This is a genomic window from Stutzerimonas kunmingensis (assembly GCF_002929225.1).
Lineage (GTDB): Bacteria > Pseudomonadota > Gammaproteobacteria > Pseudomonadales > Pseudomonadaceae > Stutzerimonas.
Window position 1 is genome coordinate 1 of sequence record NZ_PISM01000001.1, and the last position, 26924, is coordinate 26924.

Consider the following 26924-nt stretch of genomic DNA (forward strand, 5'->3'; position numbering starts at 1 on the left):
GGGTCTGCTGCTCAAGGAAGGCACTATCGTCGACGCTACCCTGATCGCCGCGCCGCCCTCGGTCAAGAACCGAGAAGGTAAGCGTGATCCTGAGATGCATCAGGCCAAGAAAGGCAATCAATGGCACTTCGGGATGAAGGCCCACGTTGGTGTCGACGCCACATCGGGACTCGTGCACAGCGTGGTAGGGACTGCCGCCAACGTGGCGGATGTCACCCAGGTCGATCAGTTGCTGCACGGCGCCGAAACCTATGTTTCGGGTGACGCTGGATACACTGGTGCGGCCAAGCGACCGGAGCATGCTGAACGGGACGTTGTCTGGTCGATTGCAGCACGGCCAAGCAGTTACAAACATCACGGCAGAGACAGCGTGCTGTACCGAGTCAAGCGCAAAGTCGAATACGCCAAGGCGCAGCTGCGTGCCAAGGTCGAGCATCCCTTCCAGGTGATCAAGGTGCGCTTCAATCATCGTAAGGTTCGCTACCGTGGACTGGAAAAGAATACGGCGCAGTTGTTCAGTCTGTTTGGGTTGGCCAATCTGGTACTGGCCAAGCGGTATTTGCAACGGACGGCGGGATAAGTCCGTCCGAAAGGCGGGGCTGGCCCGCTAATCAGCAAAATCAGGGTAGAAATCGGCCCAAGAAACGCAGAATAAGGCCGGTAGGTTGAAAAAACCGGGTTGAAAAAGGGGGACGGTGAGAATTGGCTAATTGTTCAGCGTCTCCTTAATGTCATCTCAGCTCTTCGCGATGCCTGAAGCCGATGCGATAATCGTTACCGATAGCTGACGTTTGCCAATAACTCAAAGGACGGGGTCTATATGGAGAAGAGATATGAGCACTCAAAAAATCTGCTGTTTAAGTATGCAAGCAGCCAATGGCGGGGTCAGACCGGACGTTCCGGCCAGGAAGGGTGGGAAGGGGCTGGGAATAGCTGAGTGATGGATCAAATTCCCTCTTTACTCATCGCCGGCCAGCTCTTAATGGCGATAGTGGCAGGTTTGCTGCTCAACCTGACGCCCTGCGTTTTGCCTGCAATTCCCATTAAGGTCCGGACCATCTTACGAGAGGCGGGCAGCCAACGATCGCACCGCGTGCTGGCGGCATTGGCGTTCACCGCAGGAACGCTCGCGTTTTTCCTGACGTTGGGCGGACTGACCGCACTTCTGCAGTGGAGCTGGGGCACTTTGTTTCAGTCTGCGGTGTTCGTTGGTGTCCTTGTTGCCTTGATGGTCGGGTTTGCGGTGGTCACCTGGCTGGATTTGCCCATCCCGATCCCGGCGTTCGCCGCCTCGGTCCATGGCCGGCGCTACTTTGAAGCATTCGTATCTGGGTTATTGAGTGCGGTTTTGGCCGCACCCTGCGCCGGTCCTTTCCTTGGTGGAGTCCTAGCCTTTGCCGTTACCCAGCCGACGCCGGTAAGTATGGGGATATTCGGCAGTATCGGGCTGGGGTTGTCGCTGCCCTACGCAGCATTGATGCTCAAACCCGATTGGCTGAGCCGGTTGCCCAAGGCGGGGCCCTGGACCCTGGTCATTAGAGAAGTGCTCGCGTTGGTCTTGCTGGCCGCAGCCGTCTTTTTCAGCGCGAGCCTGGTGCCCAAAGCGGTTTATACCTGGCTATGGTGGTCTTGGCTGGCCCTGGTGCTGGCCTGGGGTGCCCGCCGTTTCGTCCAGGGTAATGGTACCGTGCGTGTGATCACCACAACGGCGGCAGGCCTTGCCCTTGCGATGACTGTGGAATTCGCATCCCCGCTGGGCAACAGCGAAGACGAACTCGTCTGGCAACCCTACTCCGCAAAACTACTGACGGAGACAAAAGCCCAGGGCACACCCTATTTGCTGGAGTTCACCGCCGACTGGTGCATCAACTGCAAGATACTTGAGCGCACGGTCTACCAGGAGGCCGCTGTGGCCGAAGCCGTGCGGCGCACCAAGATGGTGCCCATACAAGTTGACGTGACAGCGAGCAACCCAGAAAAAGATGCGCTATTAACTGCGACCGGCGGGCAGGCCTTACCCTTCGCAGTGGTTGTTGACCGTGACGACACCGTTATCGCCCGTTTCACGGGGCTTTTTGACACCGACAGCTTGGTCGAAGCTATCAATCGCACCGGAAACCCACAACCTTAGATACTGGAGACCCAATCATGGTGATTCGACAAAAAGGATTGCTAGCTGGAGTAGTGGTTTTTGCGATCGCGATCGCTGCGTTCATGTTGATCGACACCAACGGAAACAACCTCGACGCTGCCCAGACTGAACGTGCCGGTCTTGAAGTCCCGGTGCCGACCCGAGCAGGGTTGGCAAATTCCGCTGATAAGGTCCGCCTCACTGTTGCGGGAGGCGCCGCAGCAATGGCGGGAAAGACGGGTGATTTCGTTTTAACACTGAACATTCAACCGGGCTGGCATGTGAATGCAAATCCGGCCTCCATGGAATTCCTGATTCCCACCGTCGTCAGCTCTTCAGTCAACGGCCAGGCGCTTATAATCCCGACGCAGTACCCGCGCGGCCGGGTCAGTGACATTGTGCTGAGTGACACCGCCCTAGAGGTGTATGACGACGGTGCAAGTATTCGGCTGCGGCCCGACGAAAAACAGACCGCCGTGCTGGAAAAGGTAGGCAGGCTCGAAATGATTGTACGGGTGCAGGCCTGCAGTGACGAGGGCATTTGTCTGGCACCGACTGACCTGCCCGTTGCGCTGAATCTGGACGATACCAAGCGACAATAAGTCAGAACGGCCCTCGGAAATGACTCAATTGGGGAATGACTGTGAACAGCTTATTCTGAGTATTCCCCGATTGCCGTGGTTGCGCTGGGCAGCTCAACGCCATGCCCCACCGTTCATATCTTGAGATGGGCGAGACTCGCTTCGTTAAACACCAAACTTACATTGTGATTCGCGCATTCCGCATGACGAAGTGGCTTCGGGGCAGTGCCGGCAATCGGTCCCAGGTGATTGATAGATCCTGTTCGGGAACCTCATATTGGAGCGAGCGAGCCAGGAAGCGAACAGCAACGCTCATCAATGCGACGGCGACGCCTTCACCTGGACAGCGATGGTTAACATGCGGGTCGCCTGGTCCTTGTGGGATGAAGCAGTATGGCGACGGAGAGTTGGATCGAAAGCGCTCAGGCTTGAAACGATCTGCCTCCTCCCAGAGCTGGGAATCGTGATTGGTTCCGTATAAGTCCAGCAGGACTAAGGTGCCCCTGCCAAAGGAAAATCCTTCCCATAGAAAATCTTCTTTCACGCGAGCGCTGATCGCTGGGAAGAAGGGGTAGAAACGCCGCACTTCCTGCACAAAGCAACCTATATCTCTTTCATCTCCCGACTGCAGGTTTCTCAGACAGAACGGGTGCTTGTGCAGCGCTAGCGCTGCAAAGGTTATGAATACAGAGACGGCTACCGTCGGCCGCAGCAGATTTAGTAGTTCCACTGATGCGGTATGTAGATCCAACGGCTGTCCGTGCTGGTCCTTGTAATGGGCGATGCGTTCGAGAGGCGATTGCTCGGGTGTAGGGGGAGCGGCGCGAGTGGACTCGACGAGCTCTGCCGCCCATTGCTCCAATCGGCGACGTGCCTTCCGTGCCTGCCAGTGCTGCAGACCGATCGCGCCGGCGTGCTCATAGAGAGCTGCAAGATCTTGAGTCCATTGTTGAACATCTCTTTCAGCGATTGGAGCACCGGCCCAGTCGCATACGGTGCGGCATAGAATTTCGCGAGCAATCTCGTAGAGGACGATTGACTCACCGGGACGCCAAGTTCGCGCATACTCCCTCCAACGAACCTCGCTCAACTCTGCTAGTTCCTGCACGTTCGCGGGTGTGAGCACTCCCATGAAGAGGGCCTTTCGGTGACGATGCGCATCACCGTCCAAACCTTGGACACCGTCTTGTCCGAATAAGGTTTTTTGCAGTCGCTTGGGCGCAGCGTTCTGGCGAACGAATCGGTCAGGGTCGCAAATCAAGCGAGCAGCTTCGGCACCTGTTAGGCACAGAGTTTTCTGTAATATCAAGCGAGTTTGAAACACAGGCGATTGATGAAACTTACTGCGCGTGGAGATAAATCGGTAGGGATCTCGCAAAAAGGCCCAAGTACTGTCCAATCCGGTGTCACGCGGTATGTTTGGCATTGCTGACCCCACCCGTTCTAGCTACGTGTTGCGGATTTCATCCTGCTCTGAAGAATTGTGACCGGCCGGGTAAGCAGATGTTGGATGAACAGGATCAATAAATTGCCCGAAATAATTTCTGGGGTAGTCCTTTTCATGCAATCCAACCTCAGCCTCGCCCAGCTTCCCGGCGCTGTCGTAGAAGGTTCCAAACATCTGATCCCACACAGTTGAAAACTCACCGAAGTTGACCTGAGCGTCTTCGAAGTCGCGCTTATGGTGCCAACGATGGACCTCAGCAACCCCTAGCACATGCCGCAGCCAACCCACGCTGTAGTCCAGGTTCGAATGCTGAAAGGCCAGATGGACGGTTAGGATCCCAAACCACGTTGCGACTACGGCAGACGGAGCTCCAGATATGAGCAAAACCACCAGCCCCGGCCCGGCCATCAACGCCGCATGCAGAGGATGTCGACGTTCTCCGTTCATCCAGTAGAGCCGCTCAGCGCTGTGATGGATCATGTGAAAGCGCCACAGCCAATGCACCCGGTGGCTGATGCGGTGCATTACATACAGGCTCAAGTCGAGCACGGCGGCGACTAGTAGCAATTGCAGCCACAATGGGCTCTCGATCGGAAAGAGCCGAACCGAAGCCGGTACCGCATCGCCTAACTTAGCCAGGAATTCTGCAGTAAATTGAATGACAGACAGGTTCACCAGCATGTGCAGCAGATCCGTCAGGGTGTCCTGATGATCTTCCAGCCAGGCTCGCCGAAAAGGCTGGATGCGCTCCAAGCCAGCAATGAGTAGCAGCCCCGCCGCGGCGACTATGGGTGTGGTGGGCCAATACGGTATACCTGCATACAGCGCCCAAATCATGAAGGAGGCACAGCCGCCAAACACAAGTGGATAGCTCAGCCACCTTATGGCGAATCGCAAGGGAATAGACATCGCTCAGCTCCTGAGTAGGGAGCCATGACTGTATGTGGGAAGGTCCGCTTTCGGCTTGAACGAAAGAGCTACGACCCCTGAAGATCGACTTCAGCCAGGGCGGAGAAAGGATCGATGCCCAGCAGTGCCCGGAATGTCCGGGAGAAATGTGCCGAGTCAGAAAAGCCCGCCTCATGGGCCGCTTCGGTGAGTAGACCCCCTTTGGCTAGGTGCTGTAGGGCTTGTGTGAGACGTAACCATTTCGCATAGCTGCGCAGCGGCAAGCCTGTCTGTTCCACGAACCAATGGGAAAACCGTGTAGGGGATAAATGCACCAACGCGGCCATTTCTTCGCGCCTCATTTGGCCTCTATGCAGCGCTTCAATCACCTTTGTCAAGCGAGGATCTGGAATCGGTGGATCGGGTAGCCGCAGTGCCTGGCGCACCCCCGTCCTAACCTGGAGAGCGGTATGTCCTGTCTCGCGCAGCATATCGATAATCGCTACTACGTCCGCCGGGGCGATCACGACTACCCTTGCTTCTTCGGTACCCCGCATAGTTGGGGCTTCATCGGATAGTGCATCCAGATAGATCGACAGCACTCGACCAGCACTGATCCGGTGTTTCAGGCCCGCGGCGATGAAGATGGCAGCCCCTGTTTGAATGCCCAACGGAGTTTCAACCGATACAGGTGAATCGAGGCCCACTGAAATCTGATGCGCCTGATGGTGGTGCCACTCCTGGTGGCCGGCACGGCCATGAAAGATGCCGATGCCGGGCCCTATCCAGGCCTGGCCTGCCCAGCGTACGGTATCCGTTGAGAGCGAGCCTTTCATTCGTTGACTCGGTCGGCTTCCGCATTTGGGCTTAGCAAACTGCTCAGGATCAACATGGCGGCGCCACCGACGATAGCAATATCCGCCAGGTTAAACGCAGGCCAATGCCAGGACTGCCAGTAAAAATCCAGGTAGTCGATTACATGGCCTCGAAATGCGCGATCAATCAGATTCCCAACTGCCCCGCCCAAGATAAGGCTATAGCCTAGGGCTTCGCTTTTGGCTCTGCGTTTACGCAATATCAGAGCCAGCACGATCGAAACGACCAAAGCTATGACAATGAAGAAGTAACGCTGCCAACCACCCGCGTCAGCCAGGAAGCTGAACGCTGCACCGGTATTCCAGAAGTGAACCAGGTTGAAGAACGGGGTGAGAGGAATCACGGTGCCGACCGGGAGCGAACCCGTAATTGCGCTTTTCAACGCTAGGTCGGCCGAGGCAATGGCTAGCGATAGCATCCACCAGAACCCAGGAGCAACAAGAGGTGATCTAGGAGACGACCTCATTGCATTTCTCCTTGAAGAAGTCGCTGCAGCTCCGGTGAAATAGGCATCGGCGCAAAAGCACTAACCCTGGCGCGCCCGCTGTTTCCGAGCGGCACCCAGATCTTCGAGAACAGCAGGGCCGCCATGATTCGCGGTACTTGGCTGAGCACCTTTCGAAAGTCGCGCAACTGCCAGTCGGCCCTCAGCATCAGCCAATGGCTCTGAGCATGAAGAATAGGCATTCGCTGGCTCAATATGTGGGCTCGCTCCAGCCAGGAGAAAGCCTCGGTTGGCGCCTCTGCATTAAGTGCTTTCCTAGCCTGGAAGAAGGCCTCATCAATGGCAATGCTGAGGGTGGTATTCATCTGGATCTCACTTACGCAGTAGATGCCCGAGTGAACACCCTATAGCTGCTATAGGGTCAAGCGCTATGGGCGATTCAAGACGACGCAAAAATGACTTTATGTCGGAATTACGAAAGAGGTTTGTCGCCCCCCAGCAGGCCCGAAAGTATCCCGCAGTCCAGACTTTGTCGTTCGTTATCGCAGCAACCTCGCAACGTCACCAGCTGGTTTTCGAGAGCATGTAAGGATGCGATCTGAGCCCTTACCTGTGCGATATGTCTATCAAGGAGCTCATTGACCGCAACGCAGGGTTGCTGCGGCTGTTCCTGATAGCTCTGCAAAACACCAATTTCTTCCAGTGACATGCCAAAAGAGCGGCATCGGCGAATGAACAGCAGTTTGTCCGCATGGTCTGCTTTATAGGTTCGATAGCCATTGTCCTCGCGTTCGGGCGGTGGAAGCAGTCCCTGACGTTCATAAAAACGAATCGTCTGAGTGTCCACTCCTGTCCGCTGTGCAAGTTGACCGATGCGCATGGTCTGTCCCTTGGTAAAAAAGCCAGTATATCCAGGCTTGACCCTATAGCCACTACATGGTTTTTAATCGGTAGAATCAAGTCCTATAGGAGAGGCGAGTCATGACTTCTTGTGATAAATCCTGTGGCTGTGGCCCTGAGCCGGTAAGCACTGAAGCGGCAGCCGCGCCTTCGAATGAAGGGACTTGGGTCAGCAGTTTTTCTGTGCCCAAGATGGATTGCCCGTCAGAAGAGCGAATGATTCGGCTCGCGCTCAATGGCTTTTCTGAACTCAATTCGCTGTCCTTTGATCTGAGCAGCAGACAGGTACGCGCTTTCCATGACGGTCCGGTTGACCAGATCGCAACCAAGCTGGAATCACTTGGTTTGGGGGCAACATTGCTCGGTACTCAACCGGCCAGCCAGGAAGCAGCTTCGGCCAATAGCGCCAGTGAAGAGCTGACTGCTTCCAAGGAGGCTGGCTCGCTCAAAATCCTGCTCGGTATCAATGCCACGATGTTTGTCATCGAGTTGGGCGTAGGCTTGATTGCTCAGTCGACGGGTCTGATCGCCGACTCGCTGGACATGTTTGCTGATGCTGCCGTCTATGGTCTGGCTCTCTTTGCGGTCGGTCGGGCTGCGCAGCTGCAGGTTCGCGCTGCGCACCTGGCGGGTTTTATCCAGATCGTGTTGGCTCTGGGGGTACTCGTGGAGGTGGTTAGGCGCTTCATCTATGGCAGCGAACCTGAGTCGATGCTGATGATGGGGATTGGCTTAGTTGCACTCGTCGCGAACGTCAGCTGTCTCTTATTGATCTACGGCCATCGTGAAGGCGGTGCACACATGAAAGCGAGTTGGATTTTTTCGGCCAACGATGTGATCGCGAATATTGGTGTTATCGCCGCTGGAGCTCTGGTTGCGTGGACAGGCTCTTCCTATCCAGATTTGGTGATTGGTACGGTAGTTGGCCTCATCGTACTCAACGGTGCGCGCCGAATCCTGGCATTGAAAGCCTGACCAACCGGATCGACAGCACCCCCATTTTCCAAACAGAGACGCGTAGCTTGTGAGTGACGTTGAGACGGCTGAGATAGAACAGCTGATGGCTGGATTGGACGGCAAAATTGCCGAAGGGCATGCCGCTCGTTAAGGGCCTGATACTTGGGCGTTTTGCTGGTGGCCTCGGACAGCAGCCCACTGGCGCCCTTGCATGGCGAACTGATGAATACGGCGTCGGGGCGCAGATTCTGCGCGGCGCGGCGTATGTCCTCGGCAGTCGCCTCGGTCCAGCCAGCAGGCGGTTGCTGGCCATGGAAACGGGTGTATTGCTCGCGGGTAAAGAGGTCTAACAGGGTGCCGGGAACGCCAGCTAGTCGCTCGAAGTCACGGAGCCCAGCTGGGTCTACGTCTACACCTCCAAGACACTCCCATTGGGCCTCTACATTCCCGACAACGGGGCGCGCTCTATTGAACCCTCGAGCCCCACCCCCAAGGCCGCAGCAGAAATGGAAATGGTACAGGGTGCGTTTCAGGTGAGCAGAGCTGGAATCGCGGGAGCTGTCGTACATGCTAGATCCTCTAACGGATATGTTTGCATGCGCGACATTGAACTACAGTTCAACTTATGGCAACACAATAATTGAACTGTGGTTCAATTACTTGACGGACGGTAACCCGCGGACTGCATCATCCCAAATCTGATCACGCTCGGGATCGTTACCCACTTTGCTGATCCAAGCTACTGAGTAGCTCCACCGCTCAGCGAGCAGCCTGCCTGTCCAACCTTTGCTCTTATAAGCAGCCTTGAACTCGGCAGGAGTCATGCGTGCCGGCCTATCGGCCTCGCCGTCAGACATAATTTTTCCAGTCATAGTGATCTCTATCTGGCCGCGGCGCTGCCAAGCTATCGGCAGCAGGCCAACATTGAACTGTGATTCAACAAGGGGCAAGAGGTTTTATTGTACTTGGCGTCAACTCAAAGCTGGGGATAGGCAACCAGCCTATCGGCTGGATACTGGGTCATGAACTCACTGCTGATTTCAGCGGGAGCTGTCAGCCAGTCCTGGTACAGCGCCTGAGGGAGCACCACCACCATGCGCTTCTCATGCCCCGGGCGATGGAAGTTGCGCATCAGCGCATGGTCATCGGCATTCACCGTCAGCATTGAGAACGACAGCTCCCTATCACCTGCAGCAGTTTTCCTCTCCTCCCATAGGCCCGCTATCCCTAGCAGCCGCCCATCGGCACGGGAAATTCGAGTAGGAATAGCCTTGCCTGTTCGCCAGTCGGGCTCATAGATCGCCACCGCAGGGATGATGCAGTGCTGTGCCTTCTTCCATGCCTCCCTGAATGACCGCTTGACCGAGGCCGTCTCAGAACGGGCGTTGTAGGTGGACCGTGCCAGCTTTTTGTCGGCCCAGAAGGGCAGGAGCCCAAACACTCCCACCTCAGCTTCAAATGGCAACACGGCGTCATCGTACGGGTCGACATTGCGAGGCTTGCGCAGGAACGGCCCGGCATAACCTGGCCACAATTCGAGCTTCTCCTGAGCGTCGAACTCGACACCAAACTCTTCTTGGAGACGCTCTGGGGTAGGGGCTTCGTAACGACTGCACATAACACACCTCTCATTCGTCACTGTGCTGCTCGGTGTTGCGGCCCGCAACGCCTTGGCGAGTGGGATCTATGATTAGGACTATCTCTCGCGGCACCCCGCTTACTGAGTACATCCTTATACTGAACGCCTGCCTCCGACGATGGTGAATGCATGTCGATAGATCAGCCCCTCCCTTTCTGGCGCAGAGCAGGAACATTTCTATGGGACTCAGTGCGTGAGGACTGTGGGTATCCTGCAACGCTCATGAAGCTGATTAAGAGCCCAGTCAAACTTAATTCGCCCATCCAGGAAACAGCAAAAGGTATTGGCGCAGGAGCGGTTGTTAGGTGGCACGACTTCGGATCTCTTATTTATGAGCGCGGGATATATCGCGACAAGCTGAATGGATGGACCCACTGCCGCACCTATGGTCGGTATGGCTCGACTAGCATCGAATGCGCCCCACTATTGCGCGTTGGCAGCGAGATGCAGATCCAACGGTGGCGGTGCGATATCCAACAGGTAGATGGCTTCTCCGCGTCGAAATCCGAACTCAAGGAGTTCGCCACCATGGATGACATGGTGGTAAGGAACTCACCCGAGATGATCGACGAGATATCTCCGGCGAAGCTGGCGAAGAATCTGGCCTGGGATGAAATTCGGATCATCAGCCACGTCGATCACGATTATTTCGCCACTTGGGCTTGGGACGGACGCGTCTTTCTGATGAACTCCGGCGGTTCGCATCACTTCGCAGCTGCCAAGTACATCGCGGCGCGGCTTGAACAGCCGGTTGAGCTGACCGGAACCTATAAGATCTACGGGTTATGTGAGCAGGCTATAACAGAACTCAGGCGTGAATACGGCATGTTCGTGTTGTCGCATGAGCCTGATGCTTGGTTGGGGTTCAACGAAGCTATGGCTCGCTTCAAGGCAACGTATTATTGGAAGACATTGCCCCGCCCGCACAACCACCAGCGTTGCGCAATTTTTTTACCGCTAAAGGAGAAGCGCTCTGCCATGGTTGCGAGGATTCTCAAGGAAAACAATTTCCAGGACCTAGGCGCTTACTTGGCTGGCCTAGCTGCCCAGTCACAAGCGGTCATCAACAAAGTCAATCCGCCATAATTAGGGTAGTCCAGACCTCAGCGCAACTATCCAATGATAGCTAGTGATCATCCTGACTCTCACAAAGTTTGAGATTGGGATTATCCAGCATCTCAGTTGTGAATACGTCGCCGGGTTTTTTGAGCATATAACCCTTCAGTGTTTTCGTTTTACGAGGTCCAAAGACTTCGCACGTCCAGATGTTATGTCCGTTGCTCTTCTTAACGTGAAGCTTCAGCTTTTCGAACGACTTTTGGACCTGCAGCCATGGCTGTCCTTCGCCAGCCCTCGCTGAGAAGAGGGTCGGATGCTCTTGGGCATACCTTCTGAATATTTCAGGAGTCACCAGAAAAGCCGTGCCGTTGACGGTGTGAACCTTGGCTTTTGCATCATTGATAATGATCTTGTGGGTTCCTACACCCACTTTTAGCCAGTGCATGAAAAGGTGACCTAGCGTGTCGCCGATCGGGCCAGCGATGGTAGCGGTCGCGGCAGTGTCTGACTGAGCTTCGACCTCGGACGCCGCCGGCATCGCCGGGGCGGGTACCGAATTGGTCGGCGCGTCACGCATATCCATCAGATCCAGAAGGTAGTCCGTATCATCTACCTCATCGGGTTGCGGTCCATGGTCACTTGCGGGTTCGTCCCCTTGAGGCTCTGCCGCAACGGCATCGCCGCCCCCGGCAGTAAGGCTGGGCTTTTCCTCCTGCGCTTCGGAAGCTGCGGCAGGGGCTGCTTCTTCGTTGAGGACTTGCACCGAGCCGCCAAAAGGCTCCGGGCGGTCTTCGCCAGCTGCCCATATGAGTGAAGGTGAAACTCTCAAGAACGTGAATGCGTTCTTCCATCCCGTAGGGCTCAGGATTTCGGCATCCCAAATAGCTTTGCCAGCAGGATTCGCAACAATCAGGCCGTTATCCTGAAAGACATTGAAGAGAGTGGAGTTGCGGTCCGGAACACCCTCAATCCCTTGGCTGAGGAGGTGAGCACGCAGCCGATCCGAAACGGTCTTGCTGACCAGCCAGATCGCATCGGCCGTGATCCAGCCATCGGAAGCGTCTGGCTGATTCAACTTGAGCTCGTTCTTCACCAGGTAGCGCAGCCCATCGAGGAGCTGACGCTGAAGAGTGTTACGCGGTGCTGCCACAGCTCTGTCTGGATTGCCGCCAAGCTCATGGGCGACCGACGCCTGGTCAGACCTTACAACGATGTCCCCAAGAACCCCAGCGTGCTCAAACTGGCCAGCCAGTACGTACAGCAAAGCACCCCAGAGCTCTGGATTGGATGAGATCCATCCGATACCATTCAATCAATGTACCCATAGAACGCATACGCGGAATTCGTGTGTGCGTTGATTCGTGAGCGGCAGAGAGAGGGCATTCATTGGTGAAGCAGCGCTGCGGGGTTTAAGAGTGCTCAGCGAGCCTGCTCGAAGAGCCGGCGCCGTGCTGAAGCACGTGAACCGAAACGCCGCTCTGGCCCGGTAGCTGCCAGTCGTCACCGGCGGCAATCGGCCAAAAGCAGCCATTAGCCAGCCAGACATGTAGGTGTCCGCTGATACAGAGTTGACGTATTCGTGCCCCCTATTGGTTGATGCGTCGACGGAGCGCACAAAAAAGTCACCATTCACAGGAGCTTTAGCGCTGAATCTTCAGGTGAGCCAAAAATTGAATCGGTGGGCGCCAGCCCAACGCCCCTAGCGTGAGTTGGGCTGGCGCATGAGAGTATTCATACCGTACGGGAACAGCATGCTGCCCGTGGAATAAGTGTGAAGTCTCAGCGCTGTGGCATGCCCATATGCTGCTGATGCTGCATCATCTGATCCATCATCATCTGTTGCATGCCCATGTACCTGTCCATCATGTATTGATGCTGCTTCATCTGCTCAGGCGTCATCTGGGAGTAGTGGCTGCCCATTTGATCCCAGCCCATCATGTGGCCCCCACCCATCATCTTACCGTTACCCATCATGTGGCCCCCGCCCATCATCTGACCGTCACCCATCATATGGCCGCCCTGCATGCCCCCTCCGCAGCACCCCATCATTCCGCCGCCACGCATTCCGTTCATCATGTGCATTCCTTGCTGCATCATGGTTTGGTGCTCTTGCATCAGTTTCTGACGCTGTGCAGGGTCGCTTGCTTTCTGAATTTGGCTCATTTGCTCCTGCATTCTCTTCAGGTTTTCTTGTGCCTTCGCCATCTCTTGATCAAATTGCTCAACGCTCATTGGCTGCTGTTGAGCCTGGCTGGTGGTACTGGAGTCCTGCTGCGCAAAGGTTAAGGCCGGAAAAAGCGCAGCCGCCAAAGCGAAGGTGGCGAGTTTTGGTGCTTTCATTGCTCAGTTCCTTGCAGGTGAAAGTGGGTCGTGGGGTGAGTCACCAGTAGTCAATATAGACCTCGAAGACGGGTGTAGCCTAATGCAGGTCAAATTAACCTGAAAGTACAGGCCTGAAGCAGCCATTGATGAATGACCATTGGCCGTTAGCGCTGCTTGCCTTATCCCTAGCTAACCATCCTTGTCCTCCCTAACGCGGAGAGCAAACCATGACTTTGAGTGAACCATGACAAGAGATGCACTAGAGCAGAACCAAGTACCGATCTACTTCGTAGCGGTTATTGTCGCGGCGATTGGCGGATTGCTGGCTCCGAATACCGCCCAGGGATTGTCGGTCTTGGTCACGCCCACCATCGCTGTTCTGATGTATGCGATGTTTCTTCAGATTCCGTTGCTGAACCTTAAAGATGGCTTGCACAACAAGCCCTTCATGGCTGCGCTCCTAGTCGCCAACTTTGTTTTGATTCCTCTCCTGGCTTGGGGGCTGACCCGCTTCCTGGATGGACATCCCGCCATCCTGATTGGCGTGCTATTGGTGCTACTGACGCCCTGCATCGATTACGTGGTCGTGTTCACCCACATTGGCCGGGGTGACTCACGCCTGATCCTTTCGGCGACGCCGATTTTGCTGTTACTTCAGCTTGCTCTTTTACCGCTCTACCTGGGGCTTATGCTGAGTGATACTTCGGGGGTGGTCGTGTCGATAGGCCCCTTTGTCGAAGCCTTTCTGGCACTCATCATGGCCCCGCTGATCCTGGCACTGCTGACAGAAGCATTGGTAAAGCGCTCCGCAGCGGTGAAGACATGGGCTGATGCTTGGGCCTGGTTACCTGTGCCGGCCATGGCGGCGGTGCTCATAGCCGTGGTCGGCTCGCAGATTGCTCCCGTAGTGAATGAGATCGGCAGGCTTGCTCCCGTACTGCCGATCTACATCGCCTTTGCCTTCTTGGCTCCCGTAATCGGTGCACTGGTCTCCAAGGTGTGCAAGCTGCCTGTGCGGTCGGCAAGGGCTGTGATCTTCAGCAGCTCGACGCGCAACTCACTGGTGGTGCTGCCCCTTGCATTAGCGCTGCCTGAACAGCTGCGGGGGCTCGCCGCCGCTGCGGTGATTACCCAGACCCTTGTCGAGCTGGTTGCTGAACTGGTCTATGTCCGGGCTGTGCCAGCGTTTCTTTGCCGTGATCGTGCCGAGACTAGCGAACCGCTCAACGGCTGAACCTGCTCCGGGTTGGTCACGTGACATCGATAGCGGACGTAGGACAACATCTTGTTGCGGATGTCTGCTTTTGGCCGATTCTGTTGAAAAAGTAGCTGCTTCCCCATGCCTTCGGCAGAATTGCCCTGTCAGCGGGCGTGGAGGCGAACAGCATGATGGGACAGTTACCGGGAGGACAGCAGCGCCTGTTCTACTCGTTCGATTCTGTTGAAAAAGTAGGTTCAGCGGCAGCCGGCCGGTCGGATGTGCCTGCTGTCGAAGTGGCTGGAAGCCACTTCAAGTTGCCTTTCGGCGTTTCACTGAGCTTCCTTGCCCAGGTCTGAGGGTTATTTCGAAGGTTTCTGCTCGCCGCAGGCGCACCTATCCCGTGATCGGTGGCCCGTTAGGCAGCAGCTTGGCCATACGTCTCAGGTTTTGCACAGTCGCCGCCAAGGTGAATTCGTCAGTCGCCCCCGTCAGTCCACGCAGTCGTAAACGGTCGAGTTTCATGATCCGTTTGAGGTGGGCGAACAGCATCTCCACCTTCTTCCGTTCGCAACGAGAGACGAGGAATTCCGGCGTCTTGGCGATGCATCGCGCCACGTCACGGGCAGCCTCATGGATGCTGCGAACGATCTTCCGATTCGGTGTGTTGGGGCAGCATTTCGCTTTCAACGGACAGGTGACGCAGTCGGTTTGGCTGGAGCGGTAGATGATGGTGTTGGCCTTGGTTACCCGCGATCTTTTCTGGGTGAAGGCGCGCCATTCACTGCGTAGCGGTTTGCCGGTTGGGCAGCGATATTCATTGGCTTCCTGATTCCAGTGGAAGTCGTTACTGGAGAGACTGTCGTCCTTGCGCTCAGTCTTGTCCCACACCGGCACATGCGGCTCGATGTCCTTCTCTTCGACCATCCAGGCCAGCATCGGGGCAGTGCCATAGGCGGTGTCGCCGATGAGGCGTTCCGGTGTGAGGTCGAACTGCGCTTCGACACGCTCGACCATCGTCCTGGTCGAGTCGACTTCGGTGGTACGGTGCGCCGGGGTCGCTTCCACATCCATGATCACACCGTGCTCAGTGTCGATCAGGTAATTTGTGGAGTAGGCAAAGAAGGCCGGGCCGCCTGGTGCTGCTGTCCAACGGGACTGAGGATCGGTGAGCGAAATCTTCTTGGGAAGAGCCTCAGCCAACGCATCTTCATCAAGTGCTTCGAGGTACTCGCGCACGGCGCGGCTGCTGAGCTTTGGATCGCTCCAATCGACTTCATCTCCCACCACCCCACGTTGCCGGCTGGCATCCGCCTTGATGATGCTGGCGTCGACGGCGAAACCTTCGCCCTTGACTAGGCCGGCTGCCATGCAGCGCCGCAGCACTTCATTGAACAACCAGCGGAACAGATCGCTGTCACGGAAACGGCCATGGCGATTCTTCGAGAAGGTCGAGTGATTAGGTACTTCGTCTTCCAGACCCAGCCGGCAGAACCAGCGATAGGCCAGGTTCAGGTGCACCTCTTCGCACAATCGCCGCTCGGAACGAATGCCATAGCAGTAGCCGACGACCAGCATGCGCACCATCAATTCCGGGTCAATCGAGGGACGCCCGATGGGGCTATAGAAATCCGCCAGATAGGCGCGCAGATCACTGAGATCCAGGCACTGGTCGATGCTGCGCAGGAGATGTTGGGCCGGGACGTGATCTTCGAGATTGAACGAGTAGAACAGGCGCTGCTGTCCTCCCGGTAACTGTCCCATCATGCTGTTCGCCTCCACGCCCGCTGACAGGGCAATTCTGCCGAAGGCATGGGGAAGCAGCTACTTTTTCAACAGAATCGGCAGTTTTGCATCAGGTGCACGCGCAGCATCGCCATCAGCGGATAGGCCGGACGACCGCCTTCACCCTTGGGATAATGCGGCTCGATCAAGGCAATCAAACCCTTCCACGGCACCACCCGATCCATCTCGATCAGGAACAACTCTTTGCGGGTTTGTTTGCGCTTACCGGCGTAATCGGCGTCAGCGAAGGTCATCTGCTTCATGGGGAAACTCAGCGGGTGGAATCCGGGTATTTTGCCAAAATCTGGAAGTCTTCTTCAGAGTTTCCCTCAGTCTCAGGCGCAGGAAATGTGCTGGGAGATAAATTAATGATTGATAGAGCGGTCTCCAATTTGTTATCCAACGCGCTGCGTTACACCCCGGTAGGGGAAACTATTTCTGTAACGATTCACGAGGCGGAAAGAACGGTAACCCTCAGCGTCGAGAATCCCGGAGGGACGATCGAGGCCGAGCACCTGGACAAGCTCTTTTATCGCTTCTATCGGGTCGATCCTGCCCGGCGCGAGGGTAGTCCAAGCAACGCTGGCCTCGGCTTGGCTATTACCAGATCTATTGTTGAGGCCCATAAAGGCAGAATCTGGTGCACCTCATTAGACGGCGTGACGGGCTTTCACATGGAATTTCCCCGCCAATAATAAAATATCGAATAAAGGTAAATATTTTAAAATCAGCCGCATAGCGATCATAAGGGACCTTACACGATTGTAATGTTAACCATTGGAACGGACGAACTCTGAATATGTCGGATTTATGAGCTGCTAGAGGATCACCTCAGGCCAGCTCAAGACTATACGCTAAAATACGAACTTTGGAGGAAGTCATGACTGAAACAATGTTCAATAGCTGCATTCAAGCTTGTTCTAACTGCGCTCTAGTTTGCGAAGCATGCGCATCTGCCTGTTTACTTGAAGACGACGTACAAACGATGGCCCGTTGCATTGAGCTCGACAGAGATTGTGCTGACATATGTGCTCTGGCAGCCAGACTCATGAGTCGCCAGAGCGAGTTGGCTAAAGAGTTCTGTGCATTGTGTGCAAAAATTTGCCGAGCCTGCGGTGAAGAGTGTGCCAAGCATCAGATGGATCACTGCCAAGAGTGCGCGAAAGCCTGTATGAAGTGCGCTGAGGAATGTGAACGTATGGCTGTATAACCAGCAAGCCGCTTTCCTGCCAAGATGGTATCTTATGGACTTGGTAGGAAAGCGCTTTTATTCAGTGGCAGGACACCTACGCTCTACCCACTGAAATGACGCCTTGGCTTCTATTGTTACTCTTGTGCAAAAAAAAGAATGCCATTTGAAAAATCAGTCATAAGCCAATCGTAACGATCATACAATTGGCTTATATCGTATTAATTCCCTTATAAATAATTAACCGTTATTGATGCCAACTGGCGCGCTACGGAACTCCACTGAGTGGACAACTCCATCAGGAGTACGAATTTTGATTTCGTATGGCTGCGCACGATAGCTTGGCCAGCCTAGAATACTATCTTCGCCCATTGGCGTCACACTTAGTACATCACCGCTTTCAAGAAGAACCTTTAAAGCCTGTCTACCCTCGACTGCAGCATAGTCATGCTGCATCGTTGAGTTTCTATCAACCTCAGCCATTGCGAAGGAGGAACTTACGGCTATGCCAACAGCAAGAACTGCCGCAAATTTTTTCATCGTTAACACCTCTTGGTCATTGATGTTGGATAGTTTAAAGGTGTCAACCTTACACAAAGCTGAGTCTTATATTACATTAATGCTAAGCGGAGCTTACGTGTGATGTGCTCTTAACCTCATCACTTGCACTGAAAAACAGCAGAAATTTTTGTTCGATGGCTGCTGCTCGTGGTCTTCAAATTCCGGCAGCAAGAAGCGGATACTCGAACAAGGCGTAGTTCCCCCAAGCGCAACAGAATCTCAAGACAACACTAGCATTTATGCCGTGAGCCAATTTATTCTAGATAATTTCTCCTAGATTAATCAGATGTAATACCGTCTGTGGCCGGCCATGACATCTGGATGCAAAAAGCACATGCATCCGACCGCGTAGCGGTAATTGCTGTGGAGAACCGCGTCCGGTTGAATGGCACAGGCTCTGAAAAAGCGCGCGGCGTCGGTGAGTGAACATATTGCAAATTACTTTAATCCAACGGAAGCGTTACAGGCTTCACTCAGCGCGTTTTTTTCAGGTGCTCTCAGCTACAGACTTATTCCGATAGTACGCAGTGCCTCCCAGGACTTGGTTGAAACCAGGTGGTCCCTGCCAATTCCTTGGTAAACCGGTGGACTTAAGCAGAGTTTCTGCGTCCACTCCATTTCTCGCAAAGTCCTCTAGGTCCCACTCGAAAAAGCTAACAAGGGCTTGAAAAACAGTATTCGGAACACTGGAAACCATACCCAGACTTCCAGTGTTCATCGGAAGGTTTAGCCTTTTCATATTGGCAAGAGCGAAAATTAGCCGTCTCAATCTAAAGTGCCAGACAGACTCCATAAGAAGTTCAGCCTGCTGGGACGCCAAGGGAAATCTACGCTTACGTAACTTTGGACACCGCGGTAAACGCACGGGTAGGAGTTTCTGCAGGTTGTTGAGATTAACCCGCTTCTGTCCTTTGGAAATCCGATAGAGATTCTCAGCACCCGATAGGAGAATGGCAGCATAAGCGCTGTCTCGGAGATCACTAACCTCCTCGACTACTTCAGGTAAGCGCTTTGGCGTGCTGAGCTTTCCCATCAACCATGCGTTGTCATGCTCCGCTAGCCAGCGGGTGGCTTGATAAGCGTTATCCCAGAGGTACTCCAAATCGACATTCGCTCGAACAGCTAAAATGGTGGCTATTTTCTGACGGTGTTGCGCCTTCCTACCAACTTTCGGCCTCTCCAGCTTTAAACGTAATTTTGCACCTGCCGCGTGCCGAAGAATGAGCTCTTTCTGCAAGGCAGCCTCAAAGTCATCCGCGCCCCCAAATAAATGCTGTGCAATGATCATATGCCGGGCGAGTGGCATATCCATCTGGCCATTGTAAAAACTAAACCGTATCCATTGGTCGTGTTTACCTGCTTCATAAGCTTTGTCCATTCGCGACAGGGCTTCATCTCCATACTTTGAACGGATGCTGTCAAATAGTTTTGCAGTACCGACAAATTTTCCGTGTATGAAACCGCGTTTTCTGCATTGTCGTACATAGCTTGCGGCTAACGTTTCACAACTCATTGGCGGTAAGTTACGCTGCAGTAATTCGTAGGCGAACTCCGCAAATGTCTTTTCAAGCACAGTGCCCTGCTTTCCTGTCGCGGGATCTAGGGCGCTCCAACCGCATATGCACGGATCAGTCGGATTCGGAAGTAACCGAAGCTTACGGAAGAACGGATGAGAGCATTTGGGGCACGCATGCATCAGCGACTCACCATGACGCCAACAGACAGACACACCTGGCAAATGGTGTGAGCGATGCCAGTATGCATAGCCCGTTTCAAGCAGATCCTGCTGCACGCAGGTGTAGCAGAGCTTAGCCTTACCGTGGACAGCTGCCTCACGACGGGGAATACGAGCCACCCCCGATATACTGGAGCCTGTAGGAGCATTTTCCACGCCTTGGCCTAGCCCCAGAAAAGGCCTGTATGCTGGAAACATAGTATTCGTGCTGATCAGATCGTCGAGATTGCTCTCTGTGTCACCAGGTAGTCTGGTAGCAAGCACTTCAATCTGCTTTGGCAGAATCCCTACGCTGAACGGCGCGGACCCAAACAGATCCCGGAAAGTTTCAGCTGCAGTTCTGTTACCTGACAGGAAGTGGTAGCGCGTGATACGAGAATGCAACATCTCGTCCGGCATGGACATGGGAAAAAATAGCAGATCAGACATGGATATTAGCTAGAGATATAAGACTTGAAAGTACACGCACTCTGCAGTGCGGTGTATTTCTAACACACCATATCGTGTTTCAGGCAGGGATATTGAAAATATATGGCGGACGAGCGCTGTATCAATTCGGCACTCCCACACATTTTTTTTGCAAAGCAATTAGCTGATATAAATCAGGTTTACGTTAGCAATATCGCGGGCTACACCCAAAAAAATGTCATACGGAGGCTCACACTTTATTAGAAATATGCACGAAAAAGTGGAATAGTTTCCGCCCAGAGGAAACATGACTACGGCCTGATGCAAGCAGTTCGATACAACGCTGATCGAGTTACGCTTCGCTGCTCGTCTTCCAGCTTCGCCTTGGCCCACTGTAGGCGCCGAACGTGAAACTGCTCGATAGACTCACACGCCTGCTCCAATGCCAGGGCACACAGAGGTAGCTTGGAGAGCTGTTTCTCAAGACGTGAGAGGACATGTAGATCCCGCCCTATCCTAGCGCGCGAGATCAAGACAGGCTTACCCGACGCGGTTAGAAGGCGCTGTGCATAGCACCTGATCTGTTCAGCAAGTTTCGCATCGAGAGTAGCGAATGTATCAGTGTTATCAACGCGGTTTGTATGAGCACCCGCATGTTTGGCGATGTAGCCTGAGAGCCAGGGTCGATCACAACGATACAGCCACATGTATCCTTTGCATTGGTGAGCTAGCAGGCCCCCATATTCAACCTCGAAGGTTGCTCGGCGCCTGAGACGCTCGCTTTGAAATCTTGCATCTCTCCAGGCCTGCGAACCGCCGTTGACGGCACGGATGGTTCGATAAACATACACTCGGGTGACTCCAAGCGCAGAGGCGATCTGCCGAGCCTCGCACCCGGCAATAGCTAGTTTCCAAACCGCAGCAGGCAAGCCTTCCAGTCCATCTAGCAGGACCTCAGAAAGCTTCGCTTTTGGATAGCCAACACCAGTTGGCGATGGTCGCTTAACAGCTTGCGTTGATGGCTTGTCGCTGCACTGGAGATGAGCCAGATCAACCCCCAGGGCGGTGGCCAGCACAATGTATTTGAGTGGATGATGCGTATGCCTTGGCCTCCGTAGCAGCTTGGTGACCCAAGTCGCGGGCAGATCTGAGGGTGAATCTCCGAGAATCGAGTATTCCCAAGCTGCAGGCAGAGCGTTGAAAACGCCGTCCATATGTGCGGCCAAACGGCATAGATCCAGCCGCTGCGATTTACCCCGGGTTAGGCCTGACTCAGCAGCTCTCCGCATCAGGCAAGCGCGCAAGGCAATGGGTGAAAGGGGATCGAGGTCTAGCGTAAGCAATTGCATCGATCGTAGCGCGATCTGATGCAGCGTTGGAAAAGCCTCCAGACCAACAGTGACCTGATGTGAATGAGCTTGTACTTCGGCATCGTCAGGCAGGTGGAGCTGCCATGAATTACGGCTATACCAGCTCGGATCCACCGTCCTGAGCGAATCGCCGTGGTGAGGGCATACCAACACACCGGGAAGCTGGTGAACGCGGTGCCAGTACGCTGCTCCAACCCGAACGACGTCCTCATTGAGGCAGGCCGGACAGAACCGTACCCTCGAAGCTCCTTCGATCCGACTGGCATTGATTCCTAGTTTCAGCATTAGCCACTTGCCGTCCCCGGCCATTGAGGTGCGGGCATGCTGCATCTGCTCATCGGTGAGAAAAGGCGCGTAATAGGGCAGAACGGTATGGCGCGTGATGATTTTGGATACCGAGAGATCTGTGCCTGGGGGAAGCAACTCGGCCAAATCATCCAACCGACAGGGAAACGCTACATTTTGCGTGAACGAGACCGCAGCTCTGTTGCCGGTGAACGCAGCTTTGCGGCTATGCCCGCCACAAAGCCGGGCATAGCGAGAGAGAACGCTGTGTAGCGTCTCGTCGGGTAGTGCTGCAGGGAAGAAATGGAATTTCAGTTCCATTACGCGACCCTCGAATCATGATCGACGGTAGGTCGGCGAGAACTCGAAGATATCCTTGGTGACCCAGCCAGCTGACTTCAACTCTGCAAGGGTGTCAGGATGCTCACTGAACGCCTTTGCTTGCGACGCCTCAACGGCGACTGCTACAGGCGTACCGGCTTTCTTAACAGCGGCTTCTGGTACTGCAGTGTTTGCGCGTGCAGGAGGGGTGACACCTCGAAGCAAAGCAAGACGGTCAGCTCGCCCAAGCCCACTGAACGCCATCATTTCCATCAGCTGCTCCTCTATGGGAAGCAGGTCGTCGAACTTGCGCATGCGATTAAGATCACGACTACGCAGAGCTGATAGCGCTGGCCTGAGTATTTGCATCTTGGAATTGCTTACTTTGACGATCGTCTCGGCAGTCACACGCTCGGAGCCGCTCTGAATGGCATAGCGCTGGCTCAGCACCAATAACTTAACCAGGAAGTCGGTCACTCCCTGGGTGTGCTCGTACAGCGCTTCAAAAATCTCCGGTGTCAGTTCAGCCGTCTGCTTGCACCACTGATAGCTCCAAAGGTTCTCGACCAGAAAACGCCACTCGTCATCCTCCTTCTCGAAGCGCTTGAACTCTATCATCCCCCCACCGCAACTGCGCCTGGCGACACGCATTACGTCCGAGAACAGGCTGATCATCGAATTCGTCCCTATGAACACGACCGGGATACCGATGTTGTTCACCAAGTGAAGGAAGAAATTCAGCATGCTTTCCTTACCCCCGGTCTTGGCCAGGTGAAGGTTCTGCAGCTCATCAATGAGCAAGGCGCCGATAAAAAACGTGCTGGCTACCTGTTCCATCTGCTGAAGCGCATCGTTGATGTTTCGATGCCGATGGCGCTTGTGGTAGTCCTTGTCGCCCAGTGCTTGGCCGACCGCGTGGAAGAACTGCTGACAAAAACCAGCCAACGAGCCATCTCGTGGACAATCAAGCTTGAGCCAGGTGATCTGGGTGTGGACGAATTGCTGGCCCTCATAATGCTCATGCCGGATCGTCTGAGGGTACAGGCTTAAAATGGCATGCAGTGCAGTGGACTTCCCAATACCACTCAGGCCCACAACGCTGAAGGTGTCAGCTGTTGATTTGAAAGCATCGTGATAGCGCTGAGCCCCTGACAAGGAATGAAGGTGCCTGACAGTTGAGGCACTAGTTGGATTACGGCCAACATATCCGCGGCGGATCAGCAGAGATAACAGGGACTCTAGTTCCAAATGCAGCAGAAACGGCTGCACGACCGTCCTCAAGCGATCAATACAGTGAATCCGCGTTGCCCCGTCGAGCTCAAGCTCTTCAGGAGTTACCGGCTGGGGAAAATTAGATATCAGCTCGGCAGCCGCCGTTTCGTCAAGAATAGGAGGCAGCGCTTCGATCAGCGGGTTTCCAGCGTATTCAGTGATGACTTGCTTCGTATAGCTCGCAAGAGCTTTGGCACCTCTCATTTAGTCTGCCCCGGTCGAACTCTGTTGAGCAAGTCGATAACCTGCGCGGTACGCGGTCCAGCGTACGAATCTCGGGCAATGGCGGGACCCTGCGCATCAGGTTGAACGGGTTCTGCGCGTACGCCGTCTGGAACAGTAGCGTTCTCACGCTCAAGCAGTCGCTCTTCAACACGATTCTCGCGTATGTTCGATACCGCTTCAGCCTTGGTGCTAGCAGCTGGTTCAAGCTTCCGCTCGGCCAATGCATTACTGATAATTTGCCCCACGGTGTCGGCCAAGCCCACTCGGCTTTCGAGTTCAGCGCGCTTATGAGCCGGAGGCATCTGCCGATAGGCCTCCAGAAGATCGTAGATCTCGTCCGAACGATAATTTGCATACTTGGCATCCGACCGTCTGAGGTCGCAGCGCAGGAATTCCTTGTTCTCGCCCTTGATCCAGATGTGCGCTGCGGAGTTCGGATCAAACCAGCAATCAATAGACCAAACGCCATTGCGACGCGCTTTTGCGAACCAGTTTTCCTGGACAGCCATCTCGCAGGAGTAATGCATACCGCGGAACAAAACTCCCCCCTTCTGGACGGTGGCTCGCTCTCGAGGCAGCAAGTTGAGATAAATCAGCTCGTCAGGACGCTTGTTAGCCTGGATAAGGTCATTTTCCAAAGCCCACCTCCAGATCTCCATCGGGGTGGGTTGAACGCCATCGTTCATCATCGCTTGGGTGAGCCGATCAGGCTGCCGGTGATGACGGTTGTAGTGAAGAATGCACTCGATCATGATCTGGGTGAACTCCTTCAGAGTCAGCGTCGCATCGAGCCGATAATCACGCTCGCCGCGCTCCTTCTCTCGGGCCGCAACCCCGCCGGGGAGCCACCTAATACCGGTCAAGTCATTCAGGATGCCGAAGCGGCTCTCGACCATGGGCTTCCAATCCGGTCGATACGGAGGAGCCGTCCCCATATCGATACCCAGGCCAGCCGCGAGACCCTCAGCTGCTAACCCCAACATTTCACCTCTATCGGAGTAGATCTGATGTGGCAGGTGATGACAATCCCAATCCTCAGGACTGATATCCACGCCGTTCTGCGCGCAAAATTCCACCTTGGAGGTGAATGCGTTGAACAGTGCCTGTCGAGCCCCGTTCCAGCTAGGCCCCTCAAGGCCGACATACAGGCCAACAATCATCCCCGAGAAACTGTCAACCACGATGTACACCACGGGCCGCCCGATGAGCATCCGTCGGGAGTAGCTGTTGACCAAGTAAATGTCAGCAATGGTCGCGTCTACTTCGAATTGATGACCTGGCCCTCTAAGCCAATCGCGGACGGTACCGGACAACGGGCGGCAGTCCTTCAGCCACCTCCTCATGCCCATACGGCCACGATCGGTGTCGATCTCATCAAAGAATTGCTTGCCCCAGTAATCGAACTGGTTGAATGTGGGAATCTCAGATTCAGGAAGCAAGCGAACTCGATTCTCGGCGTATTTTGAAAGCTCTTTTTCCGAGTAGAAGTTGCTCAGCATTTTGTCGTAAGCGCTGCGGATCGTTGATGTCTTGTTCTGCGCATAAAGTGCGTAAGACAGCCGAATGCATCGTTTGTCGATTTCGCTTAGTAATTTGGCACGTGAGACTAGCACCCCTTGATACTTAGGCTTTCGTCCTGGCGGGTTATCAACGGAATAATTGCGACTCCCAACACCTACAGCAGAATAGTTTTTTAGAAGCGCATTTCTTACCTGGCCATAGAACCAGTATCTATACAACAGGCGATAGATCGTCTTTCGCTGCACGCCTACCTCAGCAGCACGATTTCCGACCAGCCGGCCCATCTCGCCTTGAGAGAATATCTGTCCTGGATACGCCGGATCCAAAAGTGGCGCAATCAAAGCCCATTTTTCGTCCCTATCGCGCCTAGCACTCTCGTCTAGATCATCTTCCAAAACCAAAAGAAATTCTGGCACCGCCGTAACTACAGGCTTTGTATGGCCCGATGCCAATGACGCCCTGAGCTCCTCCAGGCCAATGGAATAGGGCTTCCTGGGAGGTTCAGTCAGATCGATTATGACCAGTGCATCGTTTTTTTCATCAAGGTGAAGTGCTCTCGCCGTAGTATAGAGCACGGAGAGTTCTGTGAGCGGCTCGAAGACATCATTGACTGAAATATTCATGACGACCTCTCGCTAAGTTTTATCATTTCGGTGGCGGGAACAACTTTGAAATCTGGTAAGGGCGACTTAAGATGTAACGGCGCACCGCTTAAGTCGAGTCTTATAATCTTCCGCCAGATCAAATTAAAGAAAATGTCGCGAGCTTCGCTATACGGTATAGATAATCGGTTGCCAATTTTTCTCAAGCTTTCTGAGGTTGACCAAGGGCAAATCCTTACCGATTCAAGAATCTCGATAAATTCCGAATGCAGCGAGACATCCATCAGGGCACGAGGCAATTTTGCGTATTTTCGAAGGAATCCAAGATTCTGGATTAAGTCGGGCGTAAATAGCTCCTCCGTTACGATGCTCCAATCAACGCCTTGGCTGATCCAGAATCGTCTCTCGACATCCAACTTCTCCAAAGTTCGAGCACAGTCTCTACCTTTAAGGTCTTCCTGATATTTGATCGTCCGAGCAACCGACTTGAGATCCCCGTTTGGCTGCTGAACGGTCAGCAGAAAGTCAGTGGTCATTACCATAGGAACAGAAGTGGGTCTGTACCTTGGGTACCGAACACCGATTGCTCTGGCTATAGCCTGGGTGCTTTCCAACGGCAGCAGGGGATATTGCTCGCGGATGTCGACTACGTCCTCTGAAAACTCAGAGAGTAAAAAGTACGCTCGTTCAAGATCGGATAGGAGGTGATGAATCCGGTCAATCTTAACGCCTGGGATTTTCCAGGAACGACCCCTTGAAGGAACATCTTGAACACGCAGCCAAGGCACGTACTCAGCTCCGGCACCTGCTCCAAAACCATTGGCAATGTGCCGTTCAATATCCTGACTTGAAGCAAACCTACGACCTCGCACCCTCCCTCCTCAGTCCGTCCGGACCGTTCCCTCAGACGGCAAAAGTATAGTTCTAGGAAAACGCAGGGCTGCCAAGCAGCCATGTCGAAGGGCTTTCCAGACTACTCCTACTAAAATCTAACGTGGCGGTCGCTGACAAACGGCTTAGCCCATAAACGGAAAACCCCTGTAGATACAGGGGTTTAGGCATTGTGTCAGACTTTAATAGCTTGTGTCAGACTTTATTATATTGTGTCAATCTTTATTCCGTGCAGCCAACACGTGGTGGCTTACAAATAATTCTGACAATTTCAGAGCTATAAATCGGGGGCTGAGGTCGATTAGAGTCAGCTTTC

At 54.3% G+C, this 26924-nt stretch carries 23 protein-coding genes and 4 pseudogenes; 9 read left to right on the forward strand and 18 right to left on the reverse strand.

Going from position 1 to position 26924, the window contains the following annotated elements:
• The 3 genes and pseudogenes from CW305_RS00005 to CW305_RS00015 form a co-directional block, all read left to right on the forward strand.
• Positions 1-580 (forward strand): annotated as a pseudogene (locus CW305_RS00005) (IS5-like element ISPsp6 family transposase); the annotation flags it as partial.
• A gap of 360 nt (positions 581-940) precedes the next feature.
• A complete protein-coding gene (locus CW305_RS00010) occupies positions 941-2131 on the forward strand; it encodes a protein-disulfide reductase DsbD family protein (protein WP_017246246.1) in 1191 nt (396 codons plus the stop codon).
• Between the two features lie 17 nt (positions 2132-2148).
• On the forward strand, positions 2149-2733 hold the full coding sequence (locus tag CW305_RS00015) for a protein-disulfide reductase DsbD domain-containing protein (RefSeq protein ID WP_017246245.1): 585 nt from the start codon (positions 2149-2151) through the stop codon (positions 2731-2733).
• 157 nt (positions 2734-2890) lie between these two features.
• On the opposite strand, the gene CW305_RS00020 is transcribed toward CW305_RS00015, so the two are convergent.
• The 6 genes from CW305_RS00020 to cadR all read right to left on the reverse strand — a co-directional run bounded on the left by CW305_RS00020 (position 2891) and on the right by cadR (position 7248).
• Positions 2891-4138 carry a cytochrome P450 gene (locus CW305_RS00020; protein WP_038663091.1) on the reverse strand — a complete coding sequence of 416 codons (1248 nt, stop codon included), beginning with the start codon at positions 4136-4138 and terminating at the stop codon, positions 2891-2893.
• A 21-nt stretch (positions 4139-4159) separates the two neighbouring features.
• Complete coding sequence (locus CW305_RS00025; RefSeq protein WP_023083085.1) at positions 4160-5068, reverse strand: sterol desaturase family protein; 909 nt, start codon at positions 5066-5068, stop codon at positions 4160-4162.
• Between the two features lie 68 nt (positions 5069-5136).
• A complete protein-coding gene (locus tag CW305_RS00030) occupies positions 5137-5883 on the reverse strand; it encodes a helix-turn-helix transcriptional regulator (protein WP_026006647.1) in 747 nt (248 codons plus the stop codon).
• Positions 5880-6389 (reverse strand): signal peptidase II, encoded by a 510-nt coding sequence (gene lspA, locus CW305_RS00035; protein WP_017246252.1) that lies wholly within the window; start codon positions 6387-6389, stop codon positions 5880-5882. The genes CW305_RS00030 and lspA overlap by 4 nt, the downstream gene beginning before the upstream one ends.
• A complete protein-coding gene (locus tag CW305_RS00040; RefSeq protein ID WP_017246253.1) occupies positions 6386-6733 on the reverse strand; it encodes a DUF3703 domain-containing protein in 348 nt (115 codons plus the stop codon). Before CW305_RS00040 ends, lspA begins: the two co-directional genes overlap by 4 nt.
• Positions 6734-6840: 107 nt before the next feature.
• Positions 6841-7248 carry a Cd(II)/Pb(II)-responsive transcriptional regulator gene (gene cadR / locus CW305_RS00045; RefSeq protein WP_017246254.1) on the reverse strand — a complete coding sequence of 136 codons (408 nt, stop codon included), beginning with the start codon at positions 7246-7248 and terminating at the stop codon, positions 6841-6843.
• Positions 7249-7349: 101 nt separating this feature from the next.
• On the opposite strand from cadR, the gene CW305_RS00050 reads away from it, so the two are divergent.
• Complete coding sequence (locus CW305_RS00050) at positions 7350-8243, forward strand: cation efflux transmembrane domain-containing protein (RefSeq protein WP_026006648.1); 894 nt, start codon at positions 7350-7352, stop codon at positions 8241-8243.
• Between the two features lie 125 nt (positions 8244-8368).
• On the opposite strand, the pseudogene CW305_RS23610 reads toward CW305_RS00050, so the two are convergent.
• Positions 8369-8794, reverse strand: a pseudogene (locus CW305_RS23610) (DNA cytosine methyltransferase); the annotation flags it as partial.
• Between the two features lie 407 nt (positions 8795-9201).
• Positions 9202-9843 (reverse strand): SOS response-associated peptidase, encoded by a 642-nt coding sequence (locus CW305_RS00065; RefSeq protein ID WP_017246258.1) that lies wholly within the window; start codon positions 9841-9843, stop codon positions 9202-9204.
• Positions 9844-10086: 243 nt separating this feature from the next.
• Between CW305_RS00065 and CW305_RS00070 the strand changes: the two genes are divergently transcribed.
• Positions 10087-10950, forward strand: coding sequence for a DUF6685 family protein (locus CW305_RS00070; RefSeq protein ID WP_020307701.1), 864 nt, complete (start codon positions 10087-10089; stop codon positions 10948-10950).
• A gap of 40 nt (positions 10951-10990) precedes the next feature.
• Here the strand turns inward: CW305_RS00070 and CW305_RS00075 are convergent, their stop codons facing one another.
• Positions 10991-12235: a helicase/relaxase domain-containing protein gene (locus CW305_RS00075; protein WP_079328581.1), complete on the reverse strand. Its 1245-nt coding sequence runs from the start codon at positions 12233-12235 to the stop codon at positions 10991-10993.
• Positions 12236-12702: 467 nt separating this feature from the next.
• On the reverse strand, positions 12703-13263 hold the full coding sequence (locus CW305_RS00080) for a hypothetical protein (RefSeq protein WP_009686162.1): 561 nt from the start codon (positions 13261-13263) through the stop codon (positions 12703-12705).
• 226 nt (positions 13264-13489) lie between these two features.
• Here CW305_RS00080 and CW305_RS00085 point away from each other — a divergent pair, with 226 nt between their 5' ends.
• Both CW305_RS00085 and CW305_RS23310 read left to right on the forward strand, forming a co-directional pair.
• Positions 13490-14479, forward strand: coding sequence for an arsenic resistance protein (locus tag CW305_RS00085; RefSeq protein WP_074857882.1), 990 nt, complete (start codon positions 13490-13492; stop codon positions 14477-14479).
• Between the two features lie 152 nt (positions 14480-14631).
• On the forward strand, positions 14632-14802 hold the full coding sequence (locus CW305_RS23310; RefSeq protein ID WP_181063837.1) for a hypothetical protein: 171 nt from the start codon (positions 14632-14634) through the stop codon (positions 14800-14802).
• Between the two features lie 37 nt (positions 14803-14839).
• On the opposite strand, the gene CW305_RS00090 is transcribed toward CW305_RS23310, so the two are convergent.
• Complete coding sequence (locus CW305_RS00090) at positions 14840-16210, reverse strand: transposase (RefSeq protein ID WP_104096809.1); 1371 nt, start codon at positions 16208-16210, stop codon at positions 14840-14842.
• An 80-nt stretch (positions 16211-16290) separates the two neighbouring features.
• Positions 16291-16491: pseudogene (locus CW305_RS00095) on the reverse strand (transposase); the annotation flags it as partial.
• 66 nt (positions 16492-16557) lie between these two features.
• On the opposite strand from CW305_RS00095, the pseudogene CW305_RS00100 reads away from it, so the two are divergent.
• Positions 16558-16923 (forward strand): annotated as a pseudogene (locus tag CW305_RS00100) (ATP-binding protein); the annotation flags it as partial.
• A gap of 185 nt (positions 16924-17108) precedes the next feature.
• On the forward strand, positions 17109-17438 hold the full coding sequence (locus CW305_RS00105; RefSeq protein WP_024162553.1) for a four-helix bundle copper-binding protein: 330 nt from the start codon (positions 17109-17111) through the stop codon (positions 17436-17438).
• Positions 17439-17657: 219 nt separating this feature from the next.
• Here the strand turns inward: CW305_RS00105 and CW305_RS00110 are convergent, their stop codons facing one another.
• The 6 genes from CW305_RS00110 to CW305_RS00135 form a co-directional block, all read right to left on the reverse strand.
• Entirely contained in the window at positions 17658-17957 is a 300-nt protein-coding gene (locus tag CW305_RS00110) for a hypothetical protein (protein ID WP_085987739.1), read from the reverse strand.
• Positions 17958-18465: 508 nt separating this feature from the next.
• The gene (locus CW305_RS00115; RefSeq protein WP_104096810.1) at positions 18466-20142 is read right to left on the reverse strand and encodes a TniQ family protein; all 1677 of its coding nucleotides are present in this window, start codon (positions 20140-20142) and stop codon (positions 18466-18468) included.
• A gap of 290 nt (positions 20143-20432) precedes the next feature.
• Positions 20433-22097, reverse strand: a complete 1665-nt coding sequence (locus CW305_RS00120) for a TnsD family Tn7-like transposition protein (protein ID WP_042925940.1) — start codon at positions 22095-22097, stop codon at positions 20433-20435.
• A 15-nt stretch (positions 22098-22112) separates the two neighbouring features.
• Positions 22113-23573, reverse strand: coding sequence for an ATP-binding protein (locus CW305_RS00125; RefSeq protein ID WP_042925938.1), 1461 nt, complete (start codon positions 23571-23573; stop codon positions 22113-22115).
• The gene (locus tag CW305_RS00130) at positions 23570-25738 is read right to left on the reverse strand and encodes a Mu transposase C-terminal domain-containing protein (protein WP_042925937.1); all 2169 of its coding nucleotides are present in this window, start codon (positions 25736-25738) and stop codon (positions 23570-23572) included. Before CW305_RS00130 ends, CW305_RS00125 begins: the two co-directional genes overlap by 4 nt.
• Positions 25735-26589 (reverse strand): TnsA endonuclease N-terminal domain-containing protein, encoded by an 855-nt coding sequence (locus CW305_RS00135; RefSeq protein ID WP_042925935.1) that lies wholly within the window; start codon positions 26587-26589, stop codon positions 25735-25737. The genes CW305_RS00130 and CW305_RS00135 overlap by 4 nt, the downstream gene beginning before the upstream one ends.
• Positions 26590-26924 lie beyond the last annotated feature (335 nt).

What these genes read in the sequence shown, in the direction of transcription:
- CW305_RS00085 (WP_074857882.1), top strand. Translation starts at nt 13,490, where the DNA reads ATGACAAGAGATGCACTAGAGCAGAACCAAGTACCGATCTACTTCGTA.
- CW305_RS00130 (WP_042925937.1), bottom strand. Translation starts at nt 25,738, where the DNA reads ATGAATATTTCAGTCAATGATGTCTTCGAGCCGCTCACAGAACTCTCC.
- CW305_RS00020 (WP_038663091.1), bottom strand. Translation starts at nt 4,138, where the DNA reads ATGCCAAACATACCGCGTGACACCGGATTGGACAGTACTTGGGCCTTT.
- lspA (WP_017246252.1), bottom strand. Translation starts at nt 6,389, where the DNA reads ATGAGGTCGTCTCCTAGATCACCTCTTGTTGCTCCTGGGTTCTGGTGG.
- CW305_RS00065 (WP_017246258.1), bottom strand. Translation starts at nt 9,843, where the DNA reads ATGTGCAGTCGTTACGAAGCCCCTACCCCAGAGCGTCTCCAAGAAGAG.
- CW305_RS00080 (WP_009686162.1), bottom strand. Translation starts at nt 13,263, where the DNA reads ATGAAAGCACCAAAACTCGCCACCTTCGCTTTGGCGGCTGCGCTTTTT.
- CW305_RS00120 (WP_042925940.1), bottom strand. Translation starts at nt 22,097, where the DNA reads ATGGAACTGAAATTCCATTTCTTCCCTGCAGCACTACCCGACGAGACG.
- CW305_RS00125 (WP_042925938.1), bottom strand. Translation starts at nt 23,573, where the DNA reads ATGAGAGGTGCCAAAGCTCTTGCGAGCTATACGAAGCAAGTCATCACT.
- CW305_RS00030 (WP_026006647.1), bottom strand. Translation starts at nt 5,883, where the DNA reads ATGAAAGGCTCGCTCTCAACGGATACCGTACGCTGGGCAGGCCAGGCC.
- CW305_RS00050 (WP_026006648.1), top strand. Translation starts at nt 7,350, where the DNA reads ATGACTTCTTGTGATAAATCCTGTGGCTGTGGCCCTGAGCCGGTAAGC.
- CW305_RS00040 (WP_017246253.1), bottom strand. Translation starts at nt 6,733, where the DNA reads ATGAATACCACCCTCAGCATTGCCATTGATGAGGCCTTCTTCCAGGCT.
- CW305_RS00110 (WP_085987739.1), bottom strand. Translation starts at nt 17,957, where the DNA reads ATGAAAAAATTTGCGGCAGTTCTTGCTGTTGGCATAGCCGTAAGTTCC.
- CW305_RS00070 (WP_020307701.1), top strand. Translation starts at nt 10,087, where the DNA reads ATGAAGCTGATTAAGAGCCCAGTCAAACTTAATTCGCCCATCCAGGAA.
- CW305_RS00090 (WP_104096809.1), bottom strand. Translation starts at nt 16,210, where the DNA reads ATGATGGGACAGTTACCGGGAGGACAGCAGCGCCTGTTCTACTCGTTC.
- CW305_RS00010 (WP_017246246.1), top strand. Translation starts at nt 941, where the DNA reads ATGGATCAAATTCCCTCTTTACTCATCGCCGGCCAGCTCTTAATGGCG.
- cadR (WP_017246254.1), bottom strand. Translation starts at nt 7,248, where the DNA reads ATGCGCATCGGTCAACTTGCACAGCGGACAGGAGTGGACACTCAGACG.
- CW305_RS00015 (WP_017246245.1), top strand. Translation starts at nt 2,149, where the DNA reads ATGGTGATTCGACAAAAAGGATTGCTAGCTGGAGTAGTGGTTTTTGCG.
- CW305_RS00105 (WP_024162553.1), top strand. Translation starts at nt 17,109, where the DNA reads ATGACTGAAACAATGTTCAATAGCTGCATTCAAGCTTGTTCTAACTGC.
- CW305_RS00025 (WP_023083085.1), bottom strand. Translation starts at nt 5,068, where the DNA reads ATGTCTATTCCCTTGCGATTCGCCATAAGGTGGCTGAGCTATCCACTT.
- CW305_RS23310 (WP_181063837.1), top strand. Translation starts at nt 14,632, where the DNA reads ATGATGGGACAGTTACCGGGAGGACAGCAGCGCCTGTTCTACTCGTTC.
- CW305_RS00115 (WP_104096810.1), bottom strand. Translation starts at nt 20,142, where the DNA reads ATGTCTGATCTGCTATTTTTTCCCATGTCCATGCCGGACGAGATGTTG.